The organism is Methanosarcina horonobensis HB-1 = JCM 15518 (assembly GCF_000970285.1).
Taxonomy (GTDB): domain Archaea; phylum Halobacteriota; class Methanosarcinia; order Methanosarcinales; family Methanosarcinaceae; genus Methanosarcina; species Methanosarcina horonobensis.
Genome location: NZ_CP009516.1, coordinates 1867854 through 1891715, shown reverse-complemented (window position 1 = coordinate 1891715; position 23862 = coordinate 1867854). Strand labels below are relative to the sequence as shown.

Here is a 23862-nt window from a genome sequence, read left to right as displayed (position 1 = left end):
TCACCTAGTATCTTCTTTCAGTTCCCTTGTCCTCAACACTCATCTTTTCTTTTATCAATGTCAATAATACCAGTAGTATACCTGCTACAATTGCTCCAATAGATACTTTAAGTACCAGGTCGGACTCTACAGCGAAAAAGTTATAGAGTCCATATCCTAGCAGCAAGACAAAGCCGGTTACTGCCAGTCCTATGCCAAGATTTTTCAGTGCTGTGCTACTATTCATAAGAACATCTCTTCAAACAAAGCTGAAAATCCTCACAGAAACCAGATATATTGAGATTTTATATAAGTACAGGATACATATCACTTTCTTTATATTTATAGACATGTTTCATCCTGGCAACTTTTCCTGTAAGGGCTATGCTGATAGAAGAATCTTCATGAAAACGAAAGCAGAAGAAGTAAAGAAAAACTCGAACTATTCCACACTGGAGAACAGGTCAAAAACTTAAATTATTAAACTATAATTTTAGTTATTGTATTAGCTACTGCGCTAGTGATGATATTAAATACCCGTGATATTAGATTCTGCAAGAAAAATATTAATTACTCTTTGAAACATAGGTTGATGTAACTGCTTTCAAAGATTCTGTACCACGACCACATCTGCGGAAACTTGGATTTCGTATTAAACTCTTATGCATGATGGATGTTAACAATGCCTGGTTCAGTTAAAGATAACCCGCAAAATAGACCACCTGATAATGATTGGAGAAACACGTTATATACGATAATATTTGAAGCAGATACACCTGCTGGGAAACTTTTTGATGAAATTCTTATTCTTACTATCCTGCTCAGTGTAATTGTTGTTATTCTTCCATGTAACCGAGCAATAACTCGCGCAAAGCCAACACTAATTGGTTTTCATTCTTGCTGACGGGATATGTACAAATCGGTATCGGCTACACCTTAATGTGATAAAAAGAGTAAGACCCAAGTTTGGGCATCAATACGCACAATATGTCTCATTTTTCGGATACTGTACATCACCTTCGACAGTACCCTCGCAGATCTCCACCTGATCCGCATAGTCCAGCCGAGCATGGATATGCACATTTCGCCAGCCGCAAACCCGCTCATACACAGTCTCACGCATACTGCTGGTATTGACCACTTCCACGACCAAACCGTCCCTGAGAAATGTGACGCATCCGGCGCTACGCGGTACGCGCATGTCTACATGTTTCCGGATTCTGTCAATACTTCCGAGTTTCTGCCCAATGTATATTATCGCCATGAATTTGGCTCTATCCTGAGCTTTATATATACTTTTCTAAATCCAGCATCGTCTGCCATCGTGAGCTTATAGGAATTTATATACAGATTATACGGAAGTTTATCGGAAGTAGCAAATGTTATGAAGCGACAAAGTAAAAATAACAGGATATGCTACTAAGGCAGAACTCTCTTATAACCTGAGAATAGATATGGGAATGCGAGTAAGCTTCATTACCAAGTCACCCTTACGGGTGAGGATTGAAATACAGGCTTGGATGCAGGGTGCTCCGCAAGTAGGTCTTCGATGGAGTCATACAGCTCAACAGGTTCTTCGTTCAGAAACTTCATGATCTGCATATTACTCACCGCCTTTTTTCAGTTCCAACGCTTTTTTGTACGCTCGAAGGTACTTGATCGCTTTGAGGTGCAGGTCAGCATGCTCCGCAGACTCTCGCAGCTCTTTGTAGCCCACCACAAAACATGTACGCTTTTTTCGTCTTCGTCATCAAGGCACGTGATCATGTTGTCAATGTGATAACATAGGCTGCTACCGTGCTCGGCAATCGCCCATTGCACGCTGTCAAGCAGGCTTTCACCGGAATCAAGCCACTCGCAATGCTTCAAAGCATTAGCGATGATATCCTCATCGGACATATCCTGCGGAGCACCTGTTGCGAGTTGTTGCGCTACATATGCCGTACCGGTTCGTACACATCCATTATCTGTCAATCGGGCTGCGTCGAATGCTTCCAACCGCTGAAGATGTCTGCGAGGTGTTCCCCGGTAGCAGTTCAATTCCCGTGCTATTTCTGACTGACTCTTAGGGTTTTCTGTTAGAACTGCAAGTACCTTTTCAGGGTTTATTTTTTCTACCATTTTTCACATTCCTGCGTTTTCTCGCAGAACTCAATAAGTTTAGAAAGTATCTATGTAATTTGCTGCGAAGCACCCAAAAATAGAACCAAGGAGTGAGTTACAGGCTGTCTGGAGAGCCGTATTGGATGGACGAAGGGATTATAGCCGGATTGTCAATAGAGCCTGTAGGTGGTTGCAAAATGGTATACAAGCCGATGTTCCCTAATTCTCGGAGTATGGAAGAAATAAGCGCTCCTGTGACCGAAGAGCGGAAACAATTTTTTAGAAAGATAATCGAAGAGGAAGAAGAACTGTTGCGGATGTTGAAAGAATCGGGAGACTGAGACTCCAGAGGACTCTTATTTAGCGGGATATCCTGTTCTACTAATACATATTTGAGATTGTTAGCTATGCCCTGCGCAGTGCCTGCAATCTGTACCGGGATATGACCGTTTGCAACACCATCCCCGAAATCGAACTCAAAAACATCATCCTCCAGCGTTATAATGTCACCGTCAAGGGGATTTTCTGTGATATGAATTGTGACTCCACCGGCAGCCATGCTGGATGTTGTATCGGGTACAGCTGCAAAGATGGTCACGCCTATAATCATAATGACCGCTACGCGAATGAGGCTTACCGCTGTTTTGCCCATTCCGGCTTTTTTCTGTGGGCTGTTACTGGCAGGCTGTTCAGGCTGGATGCCATATGATTCGTGGGTATATGGGTCAAGGTAATCATCGTAATTGTGCATAATTGGACATCATCGCGCATCAGCTAAAAGCCTTTTCCCGATTTTTCTACCATGCACGCAGTCATCCGGTTTTGATTTTACAGCCGTACCGGGATTTTGCGGAGCACCCGGAAAAAAGAAAGGAATGAATGCAGGATGTTCTGCTCCAGGTGAAAGCCCCGGATAATTATGCCGGGATTAGAACTGTGATGGCACTTTGTAGTGGGCTGGCTGAGAGGTCAGGACTTTGAGCAGGGTTGTATGGGATAGAAGGAGAATTGCTCAGAAGGGCTGCAAATGATTACAAAAAAAGAGGTGGTTAGAGGGTTAAACTCGCCTGAGTGCATATCTCAGGTGGGCGAGGTATCTTACATTGAAACATACTATTTCAACAGGGAGTATAGAAAAATGTAATATGATAGAATTAGCCGAAGAATAATAAAAAAGAAAAGGTATTTAGAATGAGGAATTTAATTGCACATAACACCTTCTTTTGCTTATTGTCAAAAGCGTCCATATAAAAACGATATAACAGCAAGTATCAGAAAAATTATAATGAGCCACTTTGCAATTTCCATTGAGAAACCGGCGATTCCTCGTGCACCCAGTATATACGCAACTAACGCTAATACTAAAAGTACTACAGCAAGTCCTATCAAATCAACTATATTTATTCCCCCGTTTATTTAATAAACAAGTAACTAGTGCTTAACTATTTGTCATGCTCAAGATTGGAAGACATCAGAAAATAATAAAAAGTTTTTTTGTTCTTCAGTTATAAATTCCCAAATCTCAAATATATGACCATGAAGCATTTGAGTATTATTCTATCTTTATTTCTTTGTCCATGTTTAATCCTCCCCTTGTACAAAAGTATAAAAATATAAGAAGCCTAGAAGCGCTGTATTTTTCTTTTTTTCTAATACAGTCTCTTCGACTTGGTGGAAGAAGATAGTGCCCTAGATAGTTCTTATTGGAGTAGAGAACAAACACAGTTTTACTTCCTAACTCCATAATATACTAAAAGAACAAATTATATTAAATAAATTATATCAAAAATTGTTTTTAAACAAAAAATAACTTAATACAAAAAGATTTAACGCCTATAATCACTTTTCCAATATTTTATTTATACTCCGGGAATCGAACAAAAAGATAGAACTCCCTTTTTCAGCAGACGGGCTGCGGAGCACGCGAAGCTCCGGAAAAAAGAAAGGAATGAGGATTATTCTGTTCCGGGAGTAGCCCCGGAATAGATACGAGAAAGGACATTGCAGTCTGATGGCTTTGAGTTTAGAGGCTTGCATACTAGAAATTTAACTGAGTGGGAGGAAGACAGGCTCAATGAGCCTGTAAAATTATCGACAGAAATAAAATAGTAGCGTAAGAAGAAACCCAGAGTCGCTGTTTTTTACTGTATCCCCCAATACAGTCTCTTCGAATATCATGCTCCCCCGAACATAGTCGATTCGAAGAAAGATCAGCGACATCCAGGTATTTCTTTTGGTGGTTGTAGTTACCTACTCCCACTTCCCATTTAGACTTCCTAACTCCATAATATACTAGTAACGTAATTTATTTTAAATTAATTATGTCAAAAATTGTTTAGAAACAAAAAATAAGTCGATGTAAAATGTTTTAATGTCTATAATCACTTTTCTAATATTTTATTACTAATGGAGCGCAGAGGGTCACGAATACCCCGTCCTTCAGGTCGGGGATGAAGTGAACCCTCGCCTCTTCGTTTTTTCACTTTAATTATCTAAATCCTCACTTTTTTTGTAAAATAAGGTTTTTTTGGCACCATAACCAGAGGTGGTGCCAGCCACCTTTGGCTAGGATGTGATATAAGTTGGAATTACGCAGTTTTAGCCATGGCTATGGTCAGATTACTTACCACATCGTGTTGGTGCCTAAGTCGATACAATATATTCTACAATAAGAGAATTAAAAAGGATTGCGAGTTGATTCTCAGTATAATTTGTGCTAAAAATGGCTACAAAATACATGCAATGGAAGTAGTAGATGATCATGTTCATTTGTTTCTTGAATTTCATCCAAGTAATTCTCTGTCAGAGGTAATTCAGTATTTGAAAGGAGGTAGTTCTTACAGCTTATTCAAGCTTCATCCTGATCTTAAAAAACGATATTGGGGTGGAAATCTATGGTCAAGTGGAAAGTTCTATCGATCCGTTGGAAACGTAACTGCTGATACAATTAAGCATTACATTAAAGAATCGCAAGGAAAACCGAGTGAAGAGTCTCGATTGCATAGGTTCATGAGATCCAAGCAAAGAAGACTTGATGATTTCTAATTACCAGAACAACCGGGCGGGCGGCCCGAAGCATACCCCATCCTTTAGGGTGGGGTGGCCGCCCGCAATTTGATTTTCGGCCTGGTATTTACTCAGACTCCTGCAATCTCGTAGAGCTTTTCAATATCGATATTTTGCTCAACCACATTTGCGAGTTCTTCATAGGCATCATTTTCACTTATGATCTCTTCAGGCATGTATTCTAACCCCTTCTTCTCATAGAGATACTGAACAAGGGCATTTCTTACATTCCTGTTATCAAAGAGCCCATGAAGGTACGTGCCAATTACGAGGCCGTTCTCATCAATGGCTCCATCGTCTCCGAAAACGGTGCGGTTTGAATCAGTAACTCCCATGTGGATCTCATAACCTTTTATCTCTTCACCGTCTATGGGTTTCAGGATAGGACCGTGTCCTTTAACTTTCTTTGTTACCTGAACCGTCCTCTTTTTATAATCTCCGAACCTTGTCCCTATATCCAGAAGCCCGAGACCCTCAAACTCAGCTTCGACTCCATTCTCCACTCCGGAGTCAAAAATAGTCCTGCCAAGCATCTGATAGCCGCCGCAGATCCCGAAGATAGGGATTTTTCCTTTGAATGCCTGGATTTTTTTATCCATCCTGCTTGCCCTGAGGTCGAGAAGGTCATTTACCGTGTTCTTCGTGCCGGGAATCATGATCGCATCAGGGCTTCCGAGATCCTCGTCAATGTCTACGTACCGGACTTTCACGAGTCCCTCAAGGGGTTCGAAATCCGTGAAGTTTGAGATTCTGGGAAGGCGGATTACTGCAATTTCGATTTCTTTTTCCGCTTTTGAGCCCTCTCCTTCTTTATCCCCGAGTGATACCGAGTCCTCTGAGGGAATGCGGAGCTTGAAATGAGGAAGGACTCCAAGTACAGGTATCCCGGTTTTTTCTTCAAGCTGCTTGAGTCCAGGTCTCAGGATTTCGATGTCACCCCTGAACTTGTTGATTATGAATCCTTTGACGTTTTTTCTCACATCTTCAGGCAGAAGGGCAACCGTGCCGTAAAGGCTTGCAAACACGCCTCCCCTTTCAATATCGCCTACAAGAATTATCGGGGCCTGAGTGAGTCTGGCAGTACCTACATTTACAATATCCCTTTCATAGAGGTTGATCTCTGCAGCCCCTCCGGCTCCTTCCATAACGATAATGTCGTGTTCTTTCCAGAGCCTTTCCAGAGCTCCTTTAAGGACTGCATGCATCTCTTCAATGGAATCGTAATACTGGCCTGCGCTCTTGTCAGCATAGGGTTCACCCAGCAGGATTACCTGGGAAACACAATCCCCTTTTGGCTTCAGGAGGACAGGATTCATATCTGCAGTAGGTTCTGTACCTGCGGCTTTTGCCTGGATTGCCTGTGCAATTCCTATTTCCTTTCCGTCCTTTGTGATCCATGAGTTCAGGCTCATGTTCTGGGCCTTAAAAGGAGCAACCCTGTAGCTTCTGGACAGGATCCTGCATATGGCAGTCACGACTGAACTTTTCCCAACATGAGAGGCGGTTCCCAGGATCAAGAGGCTTTTCTTCTCCATTTTTACCATACCTTCTGCTTGAACAGGAGTTTTTATATAATTCAAGTGTAAGTGGCGGTTTTAAGCAACAATTTTGCCAAAATCAGCAGTGAGATTTTGGTCTTACGAATATAACTCAAGTAAACTTGTTTAGATTTAATAATTGTCATCTTATACTTCAACTAAAGAATAAATACTTTCGGATTCATTGCAGGTTTTGTTTAGTTAATTTTAATAACTTTTCCATTTTCCGTAACCAATAAAAAATGACTACTTTTTTTATTCGGTCCATAGACCCGGGTTGAGCAGTAAAACCCTCCTGGCAAGTTTCAAGAAAAGAGATAAGTAAGAGCAGTTTCACTGTCCGGTTAACTGCTCTGGTTAATAATTAAAAAAACTGTTTTTCTTACTTCCTGCCCTTCATTTCTCCTTTGTTTCATCCTCAGCTGGCCTGAGATTGATTAACCTGCTCTTAACAAGCCCAATAGAAAGATCACCGCCAGGTGTGAGCGAGCCTATTTTATCTCCTGCAAGAATCCTTCCTGGAAGGTCAGGCTTAATTTCAAGCCCGGTTCCGGCAGGCATTTCAGGCTTTTCGGTTTTGAGCCCTGTAAGAGGGCTGGAAAGGGCACCGGATGCAAGTCCAAGATCAGAGTCCGAAACAAGTCTCGGAAGGGATTCCGGGCTCAGTCGGGAAGGCCAAAGAGAAGAAAGCCCCAGATCTCGCTCAGGAGATAAGCGGTTATTGAAGTCAGGTAAAAGTCCCCTGAACTGGTCAAGGGCAGGGCTTGAAAAAACGGCTGATTCATAAGTAGGAGTTAGCTGCCTGGCAGGTGGCTTTTCACAGTTTTCACGAGCTGCCCGGTCAGAAGAATGCGAAGCTAAAACGGAATCTTCGGATTTGCTGCTATTCATAGCTTTAAGGATTGTCACGATGGTATATCAATTATACGAGGGTACTTCCTGGCCTGTTAAACCGTACTTCCCGATTTGCGCCTCGCCCGAGGTCCTTTTCGCTACGCTCCGTTTCACTCAAGAGGACTAACTTAAAAAAACTATAAAATAGATGGACGAAGGAGAGCGGCCCTGCAGACAAAAAAGAAAAAAATAAGGGAAAAAAAGCTAAAAATAAGAATAAGATCCGAACAATATAGGAAAAAACATACAATGAAAATACTTTTTTTCATGTCTCTTTGATTATTTTGCTAATTTTCGAACTTCTTCGGTTTTCTCGTTCTTGTTTTGTGAATAGATCCCAGACAAACTGGCAGAGACTTTTATAATATTTTTGGATTAAAAAACAGTTCGCAGATTAAAGAAAGTATTTTTCAGCCGGGTGTATTTTTTCCATAGTAGTTGACATCATTTGAGGGTGTACTGATCATGTGCTACTTTCTTTCACTACTGGTGCCCGGTTCCAGCCCTAGAGGTGCAGAAGAGAAATGTGAAAAATTTAATCTGGATATCCGTTTCAGAATGTCTTGGAGATCTGTCAAAAAAGCAATTTACTCATTACTGCTCGTTAATTTTTGTCTCACAGAACTCTTTTCCCTGCTTTGCAGCTTCGTTTCCAGGGCTGAGGTTAAGAGCCCGCACATAGCATTTGAAAGCCTCTTTATATTCTGAAAACTCACAGAGAAGATCGCCGCCGAAAAGAAGAGAGTCCAGATGTTCAGGATCGCTTTCAAGAGCCGTTTTATAGGCTTCAAGAGCCTTTTCTTTTTCCCCAAGTTCCAGAAAAATGTTGCCTTTCCAGTACCAGGTTTCAGCGTTATCAGGCTTCATGACGGGAGCTTTGTTTCGGGAAAAGAAGCTGAACCTTGGGAGTTTGCATGCCCAGTCAGAAGCCTGTTTTGGCTCGGCTGCAAGAGCTTTATCAAAAGTTTCCAGGGCTTTTTCCGGAATCCCCATCCTGAAATAAACTATTCCTTTGCTTGTCAGGATTTTAGGGGACTCGGGGTCGAGGGAGAGAGCTTTTTCGTAGGCTTCGAGAGCATCTTCATTCCTGTCTAGAGCAGAGAGAACAAAACCTCTGTTGGACCATTCGGTGGAACTGTCAGGCTTAAACTCAAGAACTGCATCAACAATCTTCAGAGCTTCTGTATATTTTCCAAGCTTAAATAGAGCCATTCCTGTGCAGGACCGGGCTTCCTGAGACTTTTCAAGGAACTCTTTTCCACGTTTTTCTTTCCCTTTTTCAAAAAGCAGCTCTGCTATTTTTTTCCAGGCTTCTTCAGCTTTTCCGTAGGCGATAAGAGCCTCATCATATTTGCCTGTCTGGAAAAAAATCCTGGCTTTGCTGTAGCTTTCCCCTGCCAGTCTGTCAAGGTCTTTGAGTGCGTTTGTCATTTTTGCCATTTTTTTGCCCCATATCCAATAAGAATAATCAAAACTTGCGTTTTCAGAGTACAAAGTGCCATAACTCTTATTCTGAAGTTGTTTACTTCAAATCTGGAAAAACTATTCTGATAAAGAAATGTTGTTTTATAATATACTAATGTTACTATAATGTTCGAGAACAAAAGAAGTTCGGAAGACTGAAATATGTCTAGATAACTGATCTGGATAACTGATCAGGATGGCTAAAAAAGATATTCAAGTAACCGAATTCATTGTTTTCTCCCGCAAAACTCATTCCTTGCTTCCACCAGAGCCTTCAGGTTTCGAAGAGGAGTTTCAGGCGCAAGCCCGCAGCCAGGGGCAAGAACGTCAATACCACTTTCCAGACAAATGAAAGCTTCTTTTTTTACATCTTCCGGCCTGCCTCTGAAGAGGGTTTCAGAAGTTGAGATATTGCCGATTAACGTAACACCTGATTCGTGAGCAATCCTAGCGGCGGTTTTCAGGTCTTTTGTTCCTTCTTCAAGGCTGAGTCCGTCAAACTCGCATGCTGCAATGTCATATATAATACTATCAGCAGCCCCGCAGATGTGAAGTACACTTTTGCCGCCTGAAAGGGCTTTCGGGACTCGTTCAAGACCTGGTTTTACAAGGGACCTGAACGTATCGGGAGAAATCATATCAGGGGAAGAAACGGCATCTGCAAAAACGACCACATCGGCTCCTCTTTTCAGGCACTCCCTGGCATACATTATGCAGGCATCGGTGCAGAGGTCAATAAGTCTGCTTACGATATGCGGTCTTTTGATTGTCCATTTCAGGAAACGGGTGATTCCGCAAAGGGAGGCTGCAAGGTCTGCAGGACCTTCCATCCCTGCAATGAGTGGGAGGTGCGAGCCGGCTTTTTCCCGGAGGATTTCCGTAGCTTGCAGGACAGCGGGTATCCTGCCCCTCTCAAGGAAGTCTTCAGGCAGTTCCGGGACTGAGGGGGAGATTTCAATGGAACCCCTAAGCACAGCAGGGAGTTTCACCTTCGTGCCTGGATCGACAGTACAACCAAGGGCTTCTGCGAGCACTACCATATCAAAAGGATACCTGAGGGTTTCAAAAGAAGCATTGACGTACTGAGAAAACGCCAGTACTGCCATTTTCTCAGGCTGGCTGTCAGCTTCGGGTCTTGCTGCCCCGCTCAAGTCCATAAGCTCGAGTACGGGTGCGGTTGTGAAAGTGCCAGCAGGTATCCGAGCAGGGGTTTTGCCTTCGAGGGTTTTGAGTAGTTCTGTCCTGAAATTAGGTTTTTCCATGAAAATGATCCCTTAGTGCTTTTGCTTTATTTTTGCCGGCTACTACTTTTACTACACTTATGATAAATCAGTTTTACCGCCATGACAAATAATTACCTTCTCCAGTTACTCCCGAAAACCTTTTTTCAATTTGTTTTTCGGGCATCGCGGTCCTTTCTTCTCAACAATTTATTTTTCTCTATGGGAGGACGAATTAAATATAATGAACTAAATATTTCTGTTTGTGAACGTTTATCTTGTTTTTGCAGTCATATGGGCTGCAATGATCGCAAATGCGTTCTGGGAAGCGTATGTGGAGGGCAGGGAAGCCGGGAACAGGGGTAAACTCGGCTGGAAGATAACTTTCTGCAAAAATGTATCCCTTACAGCATATCATTTCTTCCTTTTCTTCATAATGTGGCCTCTGCTTCTGATGCTCCCGCTTGCTATTGTGGGCTGGGACTCCAGGCTATTCGGGATACTCGTAAGTGCTTATTTCAGCGGGTTGATCATTGAGGACTTCGCATGGTTTGTGGTAAACCCTGTTGTCAGCCTGTCCGAATGGAATCCCACCTTCGTAAACTATTATCCCTGGATTGTCTTTGGGAAAATAAAAATTCCTCTGATCTACATCAGTCATTTTCTCATTGCCTTAATTTCCTGGCAGCTTTTCTGGACCAATTAAGACTTTATTTTGCAATCAATTGTTGACTTTTTCCGGGTTGTTTTCGACCCACTTTGCTGTGGCCTCTTTGGGGGGTCATGCCGTTTTCAATGTCCATCATGACAGCCTGGATGTTGTCATGGGTCCACTGGAAGCGGGTAAGGATGCCGTAAAGATTTGGCTTTTCTTCGGGAATTTCCTGGATTTCAAGCCCGTATGCCATGTTGTTGAGTACGGTCCTGTGGGTAGAGGAGCAAAGTTCTGGAACACCATCCCGAGCTTTACCCTGCGAGTGCTCGCAGCTCTTCCTCACTCACGTGTGTGATATTTTGTCCGTCTATCAGGATTTCTCCTGCAACTCCCTGGTGATTCTTTCCAAATACTTTGGTAATGTTCCGTACTTCAAGTTTTAAATTTTTACCCATATAAATACCCGGGTTTATGTATTGAAACCAGTATTAAACTGAGAGCCGGATTTATAGGGATAGCATTTTCTGTACAGTTTGAAGAGTAGCTCTGCCTGAAGGAATGATTTAATTGATAAATTTATATATTAAAAGACTGAAAAAATAGCAAAAACCCTGAGAATCAGGATAGTCATCGCAACACTTATACATGTCTTATGACATTTACTCGCAGGTTCAGATGATGAAAGCAGTACTAGGATTAGAAGACGGAACAGTTATTAAGGGCACCGGTTTTGGTGCCGAAGGCACAGCTTGCGGCGAACTTGTTTTTACCACTCAATTCACAGGATATGAGGAGGCTCTGACTGACCCTTCCTATAAGGGCCAGATTTTGATGTTTACTAACCCTTTGATAGGGAACTACGGTGTCAGCGGAGAGAGGTTCCAGTCCGACAACATCCATGCTGAAGGGCTTGTTGTCAGGGAAGCCTGCAAAAAACCCTATCACTACAAATCCACCCGTTCTATCCACAGATTTTTAGAGGATGAAGGAAAACCAGGAATCGAAGGCGTGGACACCCGTATGCTCACGATTGGGGCAAGGGAGCGCGGGACCATGCGTGCGGCTCTGATCACTGGCAGTGACGACGGGGAAGAAGCCGTTGATGTGGCAAGGAATTTTCCGCAGGTAACGGACGAGGAACTTATTGCACGCGTAACCTGCAAAGAACCCCGCTTCATACCCGGAGCGGAGGGCGCCTGGAAGGGAAGCGACAAACCCAAACATGCAGTTGTGGTTGACCTCGGCATAAAGAGGAACATCATAAACAACCTGCATAAAAGGGGAATTGACCTTACCCTGGTCCCTGCAACCACAAAACCAAAAGAAATTGCAGGCTACGAGCCTGACATGCTCTTTATCTCAAACGGTCCAGGAGACCCGGAAAAGGCAATTGATGCAATTAATGCGGTAAAGGCTTTTGCAGGCACGATTCCGGTTGCAGGAATCTGCTTTGGGCACCAGATTATTTCCCTTGCAATGGGAGCAAGGACTTACAAACTTAAATTCGGGCACAGGGGAGGAAACCAGCCTGTAAAGGACCTTATTGAAAACAGGATTTTCATAAGCTCCCAGAACCACGGATATGCTGTCGATGCGGATTCCCTTGAAGGAACAGGGCTCTATGTGAAGTACCTGAACGCAAACGACAGGACAGTTGAAGGAGTTTCCCACAAAGACCTTGATATCTTCAGCGTGCAGTTCCACCCTGAAGCCCAGGCAGGTCCTCTTGATACCGAGGAAACGTTCTTCGGCAAGGTCGTAAAGGTCCTCGGAGGGGATCTCTGATGCCGAAACGTGAAGACATAAAAAAGGTTTTGCTTATAGGTTCGGGACCGATCACAATCGGACAGGCTGCCGAGTTTGACTTCTCAGGAAGCCAGGCATGCAGGTCCTTAAAAGAAGAAGGTGTGCAGGTTGTGCTTGTAAACTCAAACCCTGCAACCATTATGACCGACCCAGAAATGGCTGATTCGGTCTATATCGAGCCCCTCGATGCAAGGATTATTGAAAAAATCATTGAAAAAGAACGTCCTGACGGGATAATTGCAGGCATTGGAGGCCAGACAGGTCTTAACATTACCAGCGAACTTGCAGAAATGGGCGTTTTTGAAAAATACGGTGTCCAGATCCTTGGAACCCCTGTTGAAGCCATCAAAAATACGGAAGATAGGGAACTCTTCAAGGAAACCATGCTCAGGATAGGGGAAAAGGTGCCTTTGAGCAGGGCAGTCCATTCCTTAAAAGAAGCCGAAGAGGTTGTTGGAGAACTCGGCCTCCCCCTTATTATCCGTCCGGCTTACACCCTTGGTGGGGCTGGCGGAGGAATTGCCCGCACAAAAGAAGAACTCCTTGAGATCACGGAACGCGGGCTCAGGCGCAGTCGCATCAACCAGGTACTCATAGAAGAAAGCGTACTCGGGTGGGCAGAGGTTGAGTACGAGGTCATGAGGGATGCAAATGACACCTGCATTGTGATCTGTAACATGGAAAACATAGACCCTATGGGCGTGCACACAGGAGAATCGGCAGTCGTTGCCCCATCTCAGACCCTTTCAGACGCAGAGCACCAGATGCTCAGGAGCGCCTCTATTAAGATCATTCGCGCCCTCAAGATAGAGGGTGGGTGTAACATCCAGTACGCCTTAAAAGAAGGCGACTACCGCATTGTTGAGGTAAACCCGAGGGTTTCCAGGTCTTCAGCCCTTGCATCCAAAGCAACAGGTTACCCGATAGCCCGCGTAACTGCAAAGATTGCAATCGGGATGACCCTTGACGAAATTATAAATAATGTTACCAAGAGCACACCTGCCTCTTTTGAACCAGCTCTTGACTACGTGATTACAAAGATCCCCAGGTGGCCTTTTGACAAGTTTACCACTGCAGACAAAACCCTGACCACAGCCATGAAAAGCACGGGAGAAATCATGGCAATAGGCAGGACAATTGAAGAGTCTCTCCTGAAGGCTTTTAAGTCTCTCGATATCGATAACCAGCTAGGGATAAAACGCTGGGACGAACCCGAGATTAAAACACTTCTCAAGACCCCCACAAGCGAACGCCTTTTTGTTATCTTCCATGCGCTTGAGAGGGGGATGTCTGTAAAGGAAATTTCCGAACTCACAAGCATCAACCCCTTCTTCATCTCAAAGATAAAGAAGATCGTTGAGATGGAAAAGCGCATCAGGACAGAAGAACTGACCCCTGAGTTCCTGCGTGAAATAAAGAGGATGGGCTTCCCTGACAGCCGCATTGCAGAACTGACCGGTAAAACAAGGGAGCAGATAAGTGACCTCAGGCACGAAGCAGGAATTCTTGCCACCTTCAAGATGGTGGACACCTGTGCAGCCGAGTTCCAGGCAGCAACTCCTTATTACTATTCTACTTACGAAGATACCTGCGAGACAAACTCTACAGACAGGAAGAAAATCCTCATCCTCGGTGCAGGGCCTATCAGGATAGGGCAGGGTATTGAGTTCGACTACTGTACCGTCCATGCAGTAACCGCACTCAGGGAAGAGGGCATAGAGACACATATCATTAACAATAACCCTGAAACCGTGTCAACTGACTTTGACACATCGGACAAGCTCTTTTTTGAACCCCTCACAATGGAGTACGTGATGAACGTAATCGAACGTGAGAGGCCTGATGGTGTTCTTGTGCAGTTCGGAGGGCAGACCTCGGTCAACCTTGCACTTCCCCTGAAAAAGGAGTTAAAGCGCAGGACAGACCTTGATACCGTGATTATGGGCACTGATCCCGAAGACATGGATCTTGCAGAAGATAGGGAAAAGTTCTACCTCCTTATGCAGAAACTCGGCGTCCCCCAGCCTGAAGGAGGGTATGCAACTTCACAGCAGGAAGCAATTGAGGTTGCACAGAGAATCGGGTTCCCTGTACTTGTGCGCCCTTCCTATGTACTCGGCGGCAGGGCAATGGAAATTGTTTATGATGAAATTGACCTCGAACGCTACATGAAAGAGGCAGTAAGGGTTTCTCCCGAACACCCAATCCTTATTGACGACTTCCTTGAAGGAGCCTGCGAAATCGATGTGGATGCGGTCTGCGACCGGAAAGATGTGCTTATCGGTGCAATCATGGAGCACATTGAAGAAGCCGGCGTCCACTCAGGAGACTCAGCCTGTGTAATTCCGCCTCAGTCGCTCTCCCCTGAAGTTCTTGACCAGGTAAGGGACTATACCCGTAAGATTGCACTCGGCCTGAGGGTCAAAGGGCTGATTAACATCCAGATGGCAGAAAAAGGCGGAAAGGTCTTTGTGCTCGAAGCAAACCCGCGTTCAAGCAGGACAATTCCTTTCGTCTCAAAAGCTGTCGGCCTCCCTCTTGCAAAGATCGCAGCCAAAGTGATTGCAGGGCACAGCTTAAAGGAGCTTGGCTATACGGACGAGCCAAAGCCAAAACATGTTTCGATCAAAGAAGTCCTCCTGCCCTTTGACAAGCTTCCCGGAGCAGACCCTGTCCTCGGACCCGAAATGAAGAGTACGGGAGAGGTCATGGGTGTTGATTACGACTTCGGAAGGGCATACTATAAGGCAGAACTTGCAGCTGACAACCTCCTGCCCCTTACAGGCAAGGTCTTCCTGTCAATCAGGAATGTTGACAAGCCCGAACTTGTGGAAGCCGCCAGGAAATTGCAGGCAGCAGGCCTTGAACTCATGGGTACAAAGGGAACCGTGAACTACCTTGCACAGCACGGTATCTTCATGGACACGGTTAAGAAGGTGCACGACGGAAGCCCGAACGTTATCGATATGATGCGCAGGGACGAAGTCGACCTCATTATTAACACTCCCACAAGCAAGATGTCACGCAGGGACGGCTACAGGATAAGGCGTGCAGCTGTCGACTTCAAGGTCCCCTACATCACCACGATCCAGGCAGCAGTTGCAGCGGCTGATGCTATTGAGACCATGAAGAAAGGACAGGACCTTACAATCAAATCCATCAACGAGTACCACAAAGAGATGGAGCAGGAAAGCAAGATCGATCTGGTAAAGACAGGTAAAAGTGAGTATTCCGAAGTAAACTCAAAACAGGACTGAGTTTTAGAGAAACTCTAAACCTGAATTCCTGACAGGAACCCGAATCAGAGTTTTGAACCAATTTTGAACCATAACTCTGAACCCGAATTCCAAGCTAAAATCTGAACCAGAAACCTATCTGAACCGGAAAACTCCGGGCAAAAGCTCTGAGCAGGAATCTGAGCAAAAACTCTAACCGCATTTTGCCCGGAATTCCTGAACTCAAAAGGATGGCTTCTCTGCTATCCTTAAATACTTACTTCAAAAATGCTCACTTCAAATAATACTTACCTCAAACAATACTTACTTCAAAAATACTTACTTCAAAAATACTTACTTCAGATTGTGCTTTCTATTTACTTTATAGATATTTATTTCATGTATCACTCTCATTTGACTAATAAATCCGTTACAAGGGGTAGTAAAAGCATGGTAAAGAAAGTTGCACTTGCATATTCCGGCGGGCTTGACACCTCAGTGTGCATCCCCATCCTCAAGGAAAAGTACGGCTACGACGAAGTAATTACAATCTCGGTGGACGTCGGCCAGCCCGAAGAAGAGATTAAGAAAGCTGATGCAAAAGCCCAGAAGATCAGCAACAAACACTACACGATCGATGCAAAGGAAGAGTTCGTAAAAGACTACATCTTCCCCCTGATAAAAGCCAACGGTAACTACGAAGGCTACGTCATGGGCACATCCGTAGCTCGCCCCCTGATCGCTAAAAAAGTAGTCGAAGCCGCCAAAAAAGAAGGCGCAGTAGCCCTTGCCCACGGCTGTACCGGGAAAGGCAACGACCAGCTCCGTTTCGAAGCCGTTTTTCGCCAGACCGATATGGACGTTATCGCCCCTATGCGTGAGATGAACCTGACCCGCGAATGGGAAATCAATTACGCAAAAGAGCACGGAATCCCTGTCGAAGCTACAAAGTCCAAGCCCTGGAGCGTTGACGAAAACATCTGGAGCCGCAGCATCGAAGGCGGAAGGCTTGAAGACCCCTCTTTTGTCCCGCCGGAAGAGATCTACGAGTGGACAAAGTCCCCGGAAGAAGCCCCGAACGAGCCCAGGATCATTGACATCGCCTTTGAAGCCGGAGTCCCTGTAGCCATTGACGGCGAAAAGCTCGGCGGCTATGCCCTTGTCAAGAAGATGAACGAAATTGCAGGCGAGAACGGCGTCGGCAGGACAGATATGATCGAAGACCGCGTGCTCGGCTTAAAAGCCCGTGAGAACTACGAGCACCCGGCTGCAACCGTACTCCTCGCAGCCCACGCCGACCTCGAGAAACTCGTCCTGACCCGCGGGGAACTGAAGTTCAAGAAGATCGTTGAAGAGCAGTGGTCCGAAATGGCATACGCAGGCCTTGTGGACGACCCCCTGTTTGCCGACCTCAACGCCTTTATCGACAAGTCCCAGGAAAGGGTTACAGGTACAGTGAAAGTGAAGCTCTACAAAGGCGCACTTACTATCCTTGCCCGCAGCTCGCCAAATGCACTTTATTCTGAGGATCTCGTTTCGTTTGACAGCCAGACTATTGATCAGAAGGATGCAGAAGGGTTTGCGAAGTATCATGGGTTCCAGGCGAGGATGTACAGGAAAGTAATGGAAAAATAAAATTGTGAGTTTTGTCTGTTCCTTTTAGAGGAATAGACTACTCTTTTTCAATTTAATATTCTAAACCGTTTTTTTCTATTTTGTTATTGTTTGCTTGGAAGCAAGCCTTTCTGATTTTTCTTATAATAAGATAACGTTTTTAAGATTCCCACATTTTATACCCTGGACTCTCACCGGTCGACGAAGGAGACCGGCCTTTCCATAACGAATGCATGAAAATTGAAGTGATAAATTTAAAAATTCTAATAAACTCACTACTTAACTTAAAAAGAACGGAAATGAAGAAAAAATATAGCAAGTTTTTTAAGTTTTAGAGTTTAGGAACTTCTGGTGTAAATTGTTGGTTAATCAGGAGGACATCCATAGTAAAATGTTTAGTGGCGATCCTGAAGAACGTATAGAATCGTTGAAACATCTAATCAATACTTTTCACTTGATTTCGGACAAGGAAAAAGCCTGGGATGAAGTTCATAGTTTAACTTTTGATATCGATCCCGATGTCAGGTGGAGCTCAACTGTTTTCATTAGCTCGTGCTTTCCGAGTATTCCAGATAAAAATAAAGCTTTAGAAGATCTTCATAGACTTGTTACAGACAAAGACGTTAGTGTCAGATGGGGTGCTGCATATACAATAATTTCAATCTTCTCACAAATTCCTGACAAGAACAAATTCTGGAAAGATATAATCAGATTAATAGCTGACGAAAATGATATCATGCAAGGAGGTGCTGCTAGCTCTCTCGGATCGATTTTCTTATTTGTCCCTGAGCCTATCCCAAAACTTCATTTAATCTAATTACTGCTGCTACCATTACGACTCCTAGATATGATTCCTCTTTTATTTCATATCTTGGAAATACTTTCTTACATGACTCTATCCAGCTAAAGAACCTTTCTACTATACTTTTCATTTTGTATTCTTTCTGATCTACCTTTATTGGTCTTCCTATCTTCTTTTTCTTCCTATTTCTTTTATTTACTGGTATATTGGACTTTATTCCTCTTTTTCTGTTATATTTTCTAATTTTAGCTGTATCATACATTCCATCAGCTGTTACTTTTGAAGGCCTGTTAACAGGCCTTCCTACAGGTCTTTTTATCTTGAAATTTTTAAGTGTAGGTATATAAAGTGTTGAATCATTCTCATTTGCGGGAACAACAATTATAGAGAGAGGTAGACCCTGTAAGTCTACTAAAACGCTTAATTTTATTCCTTTTACTTTTTTATGACCGTCGTAGCCGATATTCCCCCTTTTTTAGTCGGAATATCCTTTGTATCAGTAAAACAATGAGAGAGATCTATTTTCTTCAAATCATAACCTTTGTTTAAAAGTTCATTAAAGATTTCCTGATAAATTCCATGTTCACAGAGGTAGAGGTGGAATCTATGAACGGTTGATTTAGAACCATAGCGGCGAGGAACATCTTTCCATGTACAACCTGTCATAACAACGTACAAAATACCATTCATTAACTTCCTCATATTTGCACGTGGTCTTCCTGTATGTGGTTTCTGAGGAGGAAGATAAGGCTCTATTGATTCCCATAGAACGTCATCGATTTCATGGAATGACATATAACTATATTTATAATTTCAGCATAATATTACTTTTGGGATAGGCTCTGTGTTAAAACAATTTAATAAGAAAGTAAGAAAAAAATCCGTAGATGCGGCAACAGGAATGAATCATTTCGAATTATATAAAGAAATGGAAGATGATGTTCAGGCAATATACAGGTCAAGACTTCTAACAGAGATACTTCTATCTTAAATGGGGACAGCAGAAAACTTTCCCAGCTGCGTGAAAATACCGGAAGCACGTCTCAGGCAATAATTCCGAAGCTCAGGAGACTCGAAGCAGATCGTCTGATAGAAACAAAAGGACGTGAGTATTTCCTGACACCAGCAGGAAAAATTGTGGCTTCAGGAATAGCCGACTCTTTTGTAACAATCGGTACAATCAATAAATTCAGATATTTCTGGTCTACGCATTATATTGAGAGAATTCCCGATCCCTTGCTAAAAGAAATCGGATGTCTTATGAGTCTGAAATCCTCAAAGATAGAGGTGTTAAAGTCCTTAATGTCTACAATAACCAGTTAAAAATGATTAAAGAAGCAGATCATATATACGGTATATCGTCCGTGGTAACCGAAGGATATGCTGATTCTATCTCTGAAAGGGTGAAAGAAGGAATCACTGTTGAGCTTATAGTTTCCATTCATATTGCAGAAAAATTGAAGCAATCACCTTACATAGAAAAACTAGCCGCACTGAAAAATTATAAGAATTTTAAATTAATGCTTATGAACGAAGATATTAAAGTTGGGCTCATTGTTACGGATAAACGCCTAGCTTTGAGCCTGCACAAAAAAAGTGGCATTGAGTACGACATCAGTACAGGTTTGTTCAGTTCTGACCCGATGGCTGTTAAGTGGGGAGAGAGGCTTTTTGGATATTGTAAGACTCCCTCCATAACCTATCTATGAGTTTATCATTTTTTTCTCTCTGACTGGCTTATCGGGCTTTCTTCAAGGGAGTTACGGGATTTTTTCGAAAAATCTTAAGCTTTTTCTTTTTTTACCTTACCGCCCTTGTTTCACCGTCTTTATCTTGCCGCCCTTTTCAATGCTTTTTCGAATTTATCGAGCCCGAGATCGGCTTCTTCATCGGTCATAACGAGGGGCGGAGAGAAGCGGATTACGGAGTCTCCGCAGGGGAGGAGCAGGATTCCTTCTTTAAAGGCTTCCCTGATTATCCTGTCCCTTCGGGCAGGATCTATGGATTTATCCGATTTCACGATTTCCGCACCTGTCATGAGGCCAATACCGCGGACATCTCCTATGCAGGGGAAATTTTCCTGAAGCTCCCTGAGACGCTGCCGGATATGAGCTCCCATCTCCCTGACATGGTTTTCCATATTTTCCTTTTCAAGGAATTCAAGGGAAGCAAGGGCTGCAGCTGATGAAAGGAGATTTCCTCCGAAGGTGTTTGAGTGAACTCCGGGAGGCCAGTCCATAAGGGCGCTGTCTGCAAGCATTGCACCAATAGGGAGGCCTGCGCCAAGGGCTTTTGCAAGGCAGGTAATGTCAGCCCTTACCTCAAAATTTTCCATGGCAAGGAAGGGGCCTGTCCGGAAACAGCCTGTCTGGACTTCATCGGCTGCAAGGAGGACGTCATTATCCGTGCAAATTTTCCTTACCTCTTTATGGAACTCCGGAGGCGGGACTATATAGCCTCCTTCTCCCTGGATCGGTTCAATAAAGACTGCAGCAGTATCTTCCGGACTTAATTCTCTCCTGAAAATCAGGTTTTCTATCTGCTTTGCACATTCGACCCCGCAGGAGGGATATTCAAGTTTCATGGGACAGCGATAACAGTAGGCATAGTCAGTATGCACTGTACGGATGACAGGGAAATGCTCCTTTTGCCGGATTTTGGAACATGTCAGAGAAAGAGCGCCAAGGGTCCGGCCGTGAAAAGCGTTATAGAAAGCAATAAAGTTCTGGCGCTTTGTCTTCCATGAAGCAAGTTTCATTGCAGCTTCCACAGCTTCGGTCCCGCTGTTGCAGTAAAAAACTTTTGAATAGCCCGAAAGTTCCCGGAGTTTTTTTGCAAGTTTCAGAGGGGGTTCGGCGAAAAAGTCCCCGTATCCGCAGTGGACCATTTTATCCAGCTGGGCAGAGATAGCGGCTTTAACCTCAGGGTTTGAATAGCCTGCATTCATAACAGCAATCCCTGCAACGAAATCGATGTACTCTTTTCCGTCTATGTCCTTGACTACTGAGCCTTTTGCTCTGTCAACAACCAGAGGATAGGGGCGGGATACGCATGAAGATACCATATTGCAGTCCTGGCCAATTATCTCCCTGGCTTTTGGGCCAACAACATCAAGCAGCCCTACTTCCTGTTCGAAAAAGTCAATTTCTGTTTCCAGTTTCCTCATTGTGTCCTCTTTTCTTCCCGTTTTGTCATAGTTATCCCGTTTTTCAAATTTTATCGGTTCACTATAATCCAGAATGCCTTCCCTCTTCCCAAACTTTATACCGTATCTATCTGGGCTCTTTGCAGCCTGCCGCTATAATCTATATACACGGCTTTTACTTCGGTGAATTCTTTAATTGCCTCTGTTCCAGCTTCCCTGAAACCGTTTCCGGTCCCTTTTATGCCCCCGAAAGGAAGATGGACTTCTGCACCTATTGTAGGGGCATTGACATATGTGACTCCTGCTTCTAATTTTTCAACTGCCCTGAAAGCAGTTCCAACATTTTCAGTATAAATTGCCGATGAGAGCCCGTATTTTGTATTGTTGGCAACCTCTATTGCTTCATCAAGCCCCGAAACCGTAATTATGCTGAGCACAGGACCGAAGATTTCTTCCTGTGCAATTTTCATCTCAGGCATGACATCCGTGAAGATGGTAGGTTCGAAAAAATAACCAGGAAGCCCGGGATCTACCCTGCTTCCTCCGAGCAGGAGAGTTGCACCTTCTTCTTTCCCTATCCTGACATACTTTTCTATTTTTTCAAGCTGGGATTTATTGATGACAGGCCCTACATCCGTTTCAGGAAGAAGCCCGTTCCCTATCCGTAGAGATTTTGTTTTTGCAAGCAGCCTTGCTATGAATTCGTCCTTTACTTTTTCGTGAAGAATAAGCCTGCTAGTAGCTGTGCAGCGCTGGCCTGTTGTCCCGAAAGCTCCCCACAGTACACCTTCAAGAGCAAGCTCAAGGTCGGCATCGTCCATAACAATTACCGGATTTTTACCTCCCAGTTCCAGAGAGACCCTTTTCATGGTTTTTGCGCACTCTTCCATGATCCATTTCCCGGTATCAAGGCTTCCTGTAAAGGAAATTGCTCTTATTCGGGGATGCTGGACTATGGATTTTCCAACGCTTCCTCCAGGTCCGGGCACAATACTTACAACTCCGGGAGGCAGGCCTGCTTCCATAAGGATTTCCACGAGTTTTATCGCAAGCATGGGGGTGTCACTTGCAGGCTTGAACACGATCGCATTCCCTGCTATAAGAGCTGGCATTATCTTCCAGCTGGGAATTGCAATAGGAAAGTTCCAGGGTGTTATCATGCCAACAACCCCTATTGGCCTGAGTACGGTCATACAGAACTTATCTTTGAGTTCGGAAGTTGTGGTCTCCCCAAACATCCTTCTGCCTTCCCCTGCGGCATAAGTTGTAATATCTATTGCTTCCTGTACATCTCCTCTGGCCTCAGGCAGAACTTTCCCCATCTCTTCAGTCATGAGTACGGCAAGCTCTTCTTTTCTCTCCTGCAGAATGCGAGCCGCCCTGAAGAGGACATCAGCCCTTCTCGGAGCCGGAATGTCGCTCCAGACTCTGAACCCTTTCTCTGCAGCCTCAACTGCCCTGTCCACATCCTCGGCTCCTGCTACCTGTACCGTGGCAAGATTTTCAAGAGTAGCCGGATTGATATCATCAAAAGTTTTTCCGGTTGACGAGTCTCTCGACTCCCCACCTATCAGTAACTTATACTCCTGAACCACAAAGACCCCTCTAAGAACAATGTGTATAATACCACATAAAGATATCCAGAAAACAGTTTTGGCTGGACGTAAATAATTTCAGGCTTTTCTACTGTTACTTATATTAAAAATTTATATTAATAATACAAGAAATTAAAAATAAAATTTGATTATATGTGAAAATAATTAAAAAATTGTTAATTAAGAGAGTGATATTAAAGGTGACTGATTTAAGTTATTAACTTGTCTAGTTTGTAATCTCAATAACCTGATTTATTATTAACGATCCGAGAGATCTGCTGTGAAAGCTCGGAGTACTGGGCTTTAGGATCTCCTCTTTTTTGAACAAAAGAATCCACACCGTTTTCAATTGCCCGGCTCATGACTTCTTCTTTACCTAATCCCGTAAACAGGATAAAAGGGATATCGATTCTCTTATCACGGATAGTTCTCAAAAATGAAATGCCATCCATGTAAGGCATGTCATAATCCGAGACCACAACGTCATAAGAAAGTTCGTCTAACTTCTCGAGAGCCTGTCCTGCAGATTCCACTGTATCGGAGTTTATGTCGTGGAACACTTCTAAGAATGTCTTTGATAGCTCCAGAAATACCGGATCGTCGTCTACAAGCAATACTTTCATGGGGGTTTTCTCCGTAAGATTATATTAATAAGGTTATGGTTACATAGTGTAACCGGGAACTCTAACTGGGAACTTTCGGCTCCTCTGCTATAGTAAGAGACTTTGTAGTTCAGTTGCGTTTTTAGTATTTCTAAGAGAAACTG

General features: G+C 43.8%; 23 protein-coding genes and 1 pseudogene. 8 read left to right on the top strand and 16 right to left on the bottom strand.

Going from position 1 to position 23862, the window contains the following annotated elements; all coding sequences use genetic code 11:
- Positions 1-4: 4 nt before the first annotated feature.
- The 5 genes from MSHOH_RS08355 to MSHOH_RS22700 all read right to left on the bottom strand — a co-directional run bounded on the left by MSHOH_RS08355 (position 5) and on the right by MSHOH_RS22700 (position 3471).
- On the bottom strand, positions 5-226 hold the full coding sequence (locus MSHOH_RS08355) for a hypothetical protein (RefSeq protein WP_048138860.1): 222 nt from the start codon (positions 224-226) through the stop codon (positions 5-7).
- A gap of 726 nt (positions 227-952) precedes the next feature.
- Positions 953-1243, bottom strand: a complete 291-nt coding sequence (locus MSHOH_RS08345; protein WP_048138856.1) for a hypothetical protein — start codon at positions 1241-1243, stop codon at positions 953-955.
- Between the two features lie 356 nt (positions 1244-1599).
- Positions 1600-1848, bottom strand: coding sequence for a hypothetical protein (locus tag MSHOH_RS23620; protein ID WP_158024093.1), 249 nt, complete (start codon positions 1846-1848; stop codon positions 1600-1602).
- A gap of 349 nt (positions 1849-2197) precedes the next feature.
- Positions 2198-2833 carry a hypothetical protein gene (locus tag MSHOH_RS08335; protein ID WP_048138852.1) on the bottom strand — a complete coding sequence of 212 codons (636 nt, stop codon included), beginning with the start codon at positions 2831-2833 and terminating at the stop codon, positions 2198-2200.
- Between the two features lie 482 nt (positions 2834-3315).
- A complete protein-coding gene (locus MSHOH_RS22700; RefSeq protein ID WP_239451279.1) occupies positions 3316-3471 on the bottom strand; it encodes a DUF1328 domain-containing protein in 156 nt (51 codons plus the stop codon).
- Between the two features lie 1193 nt (positions 3472-4664).
- Between MSHOH_RS22700 and tnpA the strand changes: the two are divergent.
- A pseudogene (gene tnpA / locus MSHOH_RS08330) lies at positions 4665-5127 on the top strand (IS200/IS605 family transposase).
- Between the two features lie 92 nt (positions 5128-5219).
- Here tnpA and MSHOH_RS08325 read toward each other — a convergent pair.
- The 4 genes from MSHOH_RS08325 to mtaA form a co-directional block, all read right to left on the bottom strand.
- Entirely contained in the window at positions 5220-6683 is a 1464-nt protein-coding gene (locus tag MSHOH_RS08325) for a cobyric acid synthase (protein WP_048143292.1), read from the bottom strand.
- Between the two features lie 399 nt (positions 6684-7082).
- On the bottom strand, positions 7083-7595 hold the full coding sequence (locus MSHOH_RS08320) for a hypothetical protein (protein WP_239451278.1): 513 nt from the start codon (positions 7593-7595) through the stop codon (positions 7083-7085).
- Positions 7596-8174: 579 nt separating this feature from the next.
- Positions 8175-9020, bottom strand: coding sequence for a tetratricopeptide repeat protein (locus tag MSHOH_RS08315; RefSeq protein ID WP_048138850.1), 846 nt, complete (start codon positions 9018-9020; stop codon positions 8175-8177).
- Between the two features lie 251 nt (positions 9021-9271).
- Positions 9272-10306 (bottom strand): methylcobamide:CoM methyltransferase MtaA, encoded by a 1035-nt coding sequence (gene mtaA, locus MSHOH_RS08310; protein ID WP_048138849.1) that lies wholly within the window; start codon positions 10304-10306, stop codon positions 9272-9274.
- 223 nt (positions 10307-10529) lie between these two features.
- On the opposite strand from mtaA, the gene MSHOH_RS08305 reads away from it, so the two are divergent.
- Positions 10530-10970: a hypothetical protein gene (locus tag MSHOH_RS08305; protein WP_048138847.1), complete on the top strand. Its 441-nt coding sequence runs from the start codon at positions 10530-10532 to the stop codon at positions 10968-10970.
- A gap of 4 nt (positions 10971-10974) precedes the next feature.
- Here the strand turns inward: MSHOH_RS08305 and MSHOH_RS25090 are convergent, their stop codons facing one another.
- Together MSHOH_RS25090 and MSHOH_RS24285 are read right to left on the bottom strand one after the other, a co-directional pair.
- Positions 10975-11262: a hypothetical protein gene (locus MSHOH_RS25090; protein ID WP_239451277.1), complete on the bottom strand. Its 288-nt coding sequence runs from the start codon at positions 11260-11262 to the stop codon at positions 10975-10977.
- Positions 11231-11374 carry a hypothetical protein gene (locus MSHOH_RS24285; RefSeq protein ID WP_162197585.1) on the bottom strand — a complete coding sequence of 48 codons (144 nt, stop codon included), beginning with the start codon at positions 11372-11374 and terminating at the stop codon, positions 11231-11233. Before MSHOH_RS24285 ends, MSHOH_RS25090 begins: the two co-directional genes overlap by 32 nt.
- A gap of 223 nt (positions 11375-11597) precedes the next feature.
- Between MSHOH_RS24285 and carA the strand changes: the two genes are divergently transcribed.
- The 4 genes from carA to MSHOH_RS08280 all read left to right on the top strand — a co-directional run bounded on the left by carA (position 11598) and on the right by MSHOH_RS08280 (position 18371).
- Positions 11598-12704 (top strand): glutamine-hydrolyzing carbamoyl-phosphate synthase small subunit, encoded by a 1107-nt coding sequence (gene carA, locus MSHOH_RS08295; RefSeq protein ID WP_048138843.1) that lies wholly within the window; start codon positions 11598-11600, stop codon positions 12702-12704.
- Positions 12704-15982 (top strand): carbamoyl-phosphate synthase large subunit, encoded by a 3279-nt coding sequence (gene carB, locus MSHOH_RS08290; protein ID WP_048138841.1) that lies wholly within the window; start codon positions 12704-12706, stop codon positions 15980-15982. The genes carA and carB overlap by 1 nt, the downstream gene beginning before the upstream one ends.
- Before the next feature lie 408 nt (positions 15983-16390).
- Entirely contained in the window at positions 16391-17575 is a 1185-nt protein-coding gene (locus MSHOH_RS08285) for an argininosuccinate synthase (RefSeq protein WP_048138839.1), read from the top strand.
- Between the two features lie 340 nt (positions 17576-17915).
- Complete coding sequence (locus MSHOH_RS08280) at positions 17916-18371, top strand: HEAT repeat domain-containing protein (protein ID WP_048138837.1); 456 nt, start codon at positions 17916-17918, stop codon at positions 18369-18371.
- Here MSHOH_RS08280 and MSHOH_RS08275 read toward each other — a convergent pair.
- Positions 18346-18786 (bottom strand): IS5/IS1182 family transposase, encoded by a 441-nt coding sequence (locus MSHOH_RS08275; RefSeq protein ID WP_052730774.1) that lies wholly within the window; start codon positions 18784-18786, stop codon positions 18346-18348. The two genes, MSHOH_RS08280 and MSHOH_RS08275, sit on opposite strands and share 26 nt — an antisense overlap.
- 5 nt (positions 18787-18791) lie before the next feature.
- Positions 18792-19151: a transposase gene (locus MSHOH_RS08270; RefSeq protein ID WP_048136859.1), complete on the bottom strand. Its 360-nt coding sequence runs from the start codon at positions 19149-19151 to the stop codon at positions 18792-18794.
- Positions 19152-19200: 49 nt separating this feature from the next.
- Between MSHOH_RS08270 and MSHOH_RS25085 the strand changes: the two genes are divergently transcribed.
- Both MSHOH_RS25085 and MSHOH_RS25080 read left to right on the top strand, forming a co-directional pair.
- Positions 19201-19347 carry a hypothetical protein gene (locus MSHOH_RS25085; RefSeq protein ID WP_239451276.1) on the top strand — a complete coding sequence of 49 codons (147 nt, stop codon included), beginning with the start codon at positions 19201-19203 and terminating at the stop codon, positions 19345-19347.
- Positions 19348-19681: 334 nt separating this feature from the next.
- Positions 19682-20065 (top strand): transcriptional regulator FilR1 domain-containing protein, encoded by a 384-nt coding sequence (locus MSHOH_RS25080; protein ID WP_239451275.1) that lies wholly within the window; start codon positions 19682-19684, stop codon positions 20063-20065.
- Positions 20066-20184: 119 nt separating this feature from the next.
- Here the strand turns inward: MSHOH_RS25080 and MSHOH_RS08260 are convergent, their stop codons facing one another.
- The 3 genes from MSHOH_RS08260 to MSHOH_RS08250 form a co-directional block, all read right to left on the bottom strand.
- A complete protein-coding gene (locus MSHOH_RS08260; RefSeq protein WP_239451274.1) occupies positions 20185-21522 on the bottom strand; it encodes an aminotransferase class III-fold pyridoxal phosphate-dependent enzyme in 1338 nt (445 codons plus the stop codon).
- Positions 21523-21617: 95 nt separating this feature from the next.
- On the bottom strand, positions 21618-23096 hold the full coding sequence (locus tag MSHOH_RS08255; protein ID WP_048138832.1) for an aldehyde dehydrogenase family protein: 1479 nt from the start codon (positions 23094-23096) through the stop codon (positions 21618-21620).
- Between the two features lie 239 nt (positions 23097-23335).
- On the bottom strand, positions 23336-23719 hold the full coding sequence (locus MSHOH_RS08250; RefSeq protein WP_048138830.1) for a response regulator: 384 nt from the start codon (positions 23717-23719) through the stop codon (positions 23336-23338).
- Between the last annotated feature and the right edge of the window lie 143 nt (positions 23720-23862).

Excerpts from the sequence above, each read along its gene's own strand:
- MSHOH_RS08355 (WP_048138860.1), bottom strand. The coding sequence starts at position 226 with ATGAATAGTAGCACAGCACTGAAAAATCTTGGCATAGGACTGGCAGTA.
- MSHOH_RS08345 (WP_048138856.1), bottom strand. The coding sequence starts at position 1,243 with ATGGCGATAATATACATTGGGCAGAAACTCGGAAGTATTGACAGAATC.
- MSHOH_RS08335 (WP_048138852.1), bottom strand. The coding sequence starts at position 2,833 with ATGCACAATTACGATGATTACCTTGACCCATATACCCACGAATCATAT.
- MSHOH_RS08325 (WP_048143292.1), bottom strand. The coding sequence starts at position 6,683 with ATGGAGAAGAAAAGCCTCTTGATCCTGGGAACCGCCTCTCATGTTGGG.
- MSHOH_RS08315 (WP_048138850.1), bottom strand. The coding sequence starts at position 9,020 with ATGGCAAAAATGACAAACGCACTCAAAGACCTTGACAGACTGGCAGGG.
- mtaA (WP_048138849.1), bottom strand. The coding sequence starts at position 10,306 with ATGGAAAAACCTAATTTCAGGACAGAACTACTCAAAACCCTCGAAGGC.
- MSHOH_RS24285 (WP_162197585.1), bottom strand. The coding sequence starts at position 11,374 with ATGGGTAAAAATTTAAAACTTGAAGTACGGAACATTACCAAAGTATTT.
- carA (WP_048138843.1), top strand. The coding sequence starts at position 11,598 with ATGAAAGCAGTACTAGGATTAGAAGACGGAACAGTTATTAAGGGCACC.
- carB (WP_048138841.1), top strand. The coding sequence starts at position 12,704 with ATGCCGAAACGTGAAGACATAAAAAAGGTTTTGCTTATAGGTTCGGGA.
- MSHOH_RS08285 (WP_048138839.1), top strand. The coding sequence starts at position 16,391 with ATGGTAAAGAAAGTTGCACTTGCATATTCCGGCGGGCTTGACACCTCA.
- MSHOH_RS08270 (WP_048136859.1), bottom strand. The coding sequence starts at position 19,151 with ATGTCATTCCATGAAATCGATGACGTTCTATGGGAATCAATAGAGCCT.
- MSHOH_RS25080 (WP_239451275.1), top strand. The coding sequence starts at position 19,682 with ATGATTAAAGAAGCAGATCATATATACGGTATATCGTCCGTGGTAACC.
- MSHOH_RS08260 (WP_239451274.1), bottom strand. The coding sequence starts at position 21,522 with ATGAGGAAACTGGAAACAGAAATTGACTTTTTCGAACAGGAAGTAGGG.
- MSHOH_RS08250 (WP_048138830.1), bottom strand. The coding sequence starts at position 23,719 with ATGAAAGTATTGCTTGTAGACGACGATCCGGTATTTCTGGAGCTATCA.